Source organism: Rhodococcus sp. P3_B8, from assembly GCF_056402775.1.
The window spans coordinates 1-2,386 of sequence record NZ_JBFUGT010000546.1 but is presented as its reverse complement, the minus strand read 5'-3'; the positions used below and the strand labels follow the sequence as shown (position 1 = coordinate 2,386).

Below are 2,386 nucleotides of genomic sequence, written 5' to 3'. Positions count from 1 at the left end.
GCGAGGGTGTGCGGTTCCGTCTCGCCCAACCTCGGCCGCCGCGGGGCGGAGTCCGCGGCGGCCGAGGTTGTGCGAGCACCTTCGGGGTACTGGCGGAGGAGGGGGTCAGTCGGTGATCGTGGGCGGCTCGGTGAGGAAAGGGCGCACTTCGAGCCACTCATGGATCGGCTTCCCTCCCGCCCCCGGAGCAGCGGAGAGCTCTCCTGCCAGCTCGATGGCGCGTTCGTAGCTGTCGACGTCGATCATCATCCAGCCGGCGATGAGGTCCTTGGTCTCGGCGAAGGGGCCGTCGGTGACCGGTGGCCGCCCCTCGCCGTCGTAGCGGACGAACATTCCGTCTGGGGCGAGCGCTTGACCGTCGACGAACTCGCCCGTGCCTTCGAGTCGGTCTGCGAAGTCTTGCATGTACTGGATGTGGGCCGAGATCTCCTCCGGCGTCCACTGGTCCATCGGCACATCGTTGACCGCAGCCGGGGCGCCGCGGTAGTGCTTGAGCAGAAGATACTTACCCATTGTGTTTCTCCTCGGTGGTGGTGCGGCCCATTCTGGTCGCGTTCACTGTGGAGACGGAGCCAGTCAGGATTTCTCGACACGCCGCCCGAAGAATCTTTTGGGTCTCGTCCGAACCGGGGGCGGAGGCCYGTAGTTGCGTAGCCGGGCGCGTCGTGCACAGCGCTCGCGGCACAGGACCTCACAGTGTCGGCCGGTCGAGCGGACGTCGCAGTGGCGCGAGTGCGCCGGCGTCCCGTAACCGGCCGTACACGCGGACAATCGTGTCGATGTCGCCCGGTGCTGCAATGTGCAGCAGCACGCCGCCGTCCAGCGTGTCCTGACGGACCGCCCCCGGGCCGTCGGGTACCAGGACTGCGCGGGCCGCGGACAGATAGCCGAACCGGCCGACGACAGGATCGCCGACGGCGAACCCGGCGCCGTCTTCGAGCGCATCGAGAATGTCGTCGTCGCTGACGTCACCGAAGTCCGGTTCCCACACCGACGCAAGCATTGCGAGCAGTTCGGATTCGGGGACGATGGCGCCGTCGGGCGCGTCGACCGTCATCACCAGTGACTGCAGGAGAAACTGTGGGGCACCACCCGCAACGCCGGACAGTTCGACCGCCCACCCGTCCGCACCGGTGTGTATCAGTCGCAATCCGGTCCCCGTCAGATCCGACCACGCCTCAGCGCCCTGCGCGTCCAGGAGTACCGCTGTCAGGTCGTCCGGCGCACAGGCGGTGTCCGGTCCCGACGCGTGAACCTGCCGCCACTCGCCTCGCACCGGTGGCGCAGCCGCCGGCAGCAGTTCCGTGACGTGCTCCAACGTCTGCCGCCACCGTCCTGCCAGCGTTTCGACCGGCTCCGGCCGCGGCCCCCAGAAGGCCCGCACGACGCGTCGCATTCGAATATGTCCTCCCTCTCGATCCCTACGGTCATCCGTGCGTCCCGGGCGGGATCAGCGTCCGCAACGAACCGTGGTGCAGCTGATTCTGTCATCAGATGCGTCCTGCCAACTGGAACGGAAGCATCGATTCCGGGATGCGACGGCTGGTGACCATGTCGGCGATCCCTTCAGCCGTGGCAGGTGCCACGGTGACACCCAACATGCCGTGGCCGGCGGCGATGTAGAGGCCGCGGTGACCGGGAACCGGGCCGATGAACGGCAGGCTGTCGGGTGTGGCGGGTCGTAATCCGGCTCTGCCGGAACGAATGTAGACATTCGTGTCGGGGGCCCATCCTGCCAAGTGCGGGTGCACCTGGCCCACGAGGCGTCGGATCCGCCGCTCGGGGACCCGTTCGTCGCGGGCAGACAATTCGAATGCGCCGGCGATGCGTATCGCGTCGTGGTATGGGCTCAGTGCGGACCCTCGACGTACCGGCACTGGCACCGCGCCCCCGTAGCCTGCCGGTCGTCTTCCGAGGTGCGGGCCCCCCGACGTCTCCGTAGTGCGTGACAACTGGTCGGCCGGTTGTTCTATGGCTGCCAGTGCTGCACGTTTTCGAGTGGAAGCGCGTATTCGCATCCTCCGATGCCGAGTTCGCCAAGAAGTTGTGCGACGCGCGGCGGGGGATCGGACGGACAGGTCATGCTGTGTTCATCCGATCCCCTCGTCGGCGGGGGCGAGCTTCGTCAGTTCGTGACTGCGGGGCGGGTGGGCCTGCGGTCGTCGGCGAACATGGCCTCGATCCTCGACTTGATCTCCGCGGTGCTCATGGTGCCGCTGCGCCGGGGCGTCTGCCGTCCGGTGGGAGTCGTCGGGGCAATCGAGGGTGTCGCCATGTGTCCTGCTTTCGTCGGATACCGATATGTGTGCCTCGCGGTCACGGTTGTGATCTGGTTCACATCGTGGCCGACTATGTTGTACACCACATGTTCGGTCCCGTGCCACTC

General features: G+C 67.1%; 4 protein-coding genes. All 4 read right to left on the bottom strand.

The window, feature by feature from the left end; all coding sequences use genetic code 11:
* Window positions 1-105: 105 nt before the first annotated feature.
* The 4 genes from AC1D1G_RS44315 to AC1D1G_RS44300 all read right to left on the bottom strand — a co-directional run bounded on the left by AC1D1G_RS44315 (window position 106) and on the right by AC1D1G_RS44300 (window position 2,275).
* Window positions 106-513: a YciI family protein gene (locus tag AC1D1G_RS44315; protein ID WP_280780227.1), complete on the bottom strand. Its 408-nt coding sequence runs from the start codon at window positions 511-513 to the stop codon at window positions 106-108.
* Window positions 514-691: 178 nt separating this feature from the next.
* Window positions 692-1,396, bottom strand: coding sequence for a hypothetical protein (locus AC1D1G_RS44310; RefSeq protein ID WP_477956840.1), 705 nt, complete (start codon window positions 1,394-1,396; stop codon window positions 692-694).
* Window positions 1,397-1,490: 94 nt separating this feature from the next.
* Entirely contained in the window at window positions 1,491-1,883 is a 393-nt protein-coding gene (locus AC1D1G_RS44305) for an NAD(P)/FAD-dependent oxidoreductase (RefSeq protein ID WP_477956839.1), read from the bottom strand.
* Window positions 1,884-2,125: 242 nt separating this feature from the next.
* On the bottom strand, window positions 2,126-2,275 hold the full coding sequence (locus AC1D1G_RS44300) for a hypothetical protein (protein ID WP_198602318.1): 150 nt from the start codon (window positions 2,273-2,275) through the stop codon (window positions 2,126-2,128).
* Between the last annotated feature and the right edge of the window lie 111 nt (window positions 2,276-2,386).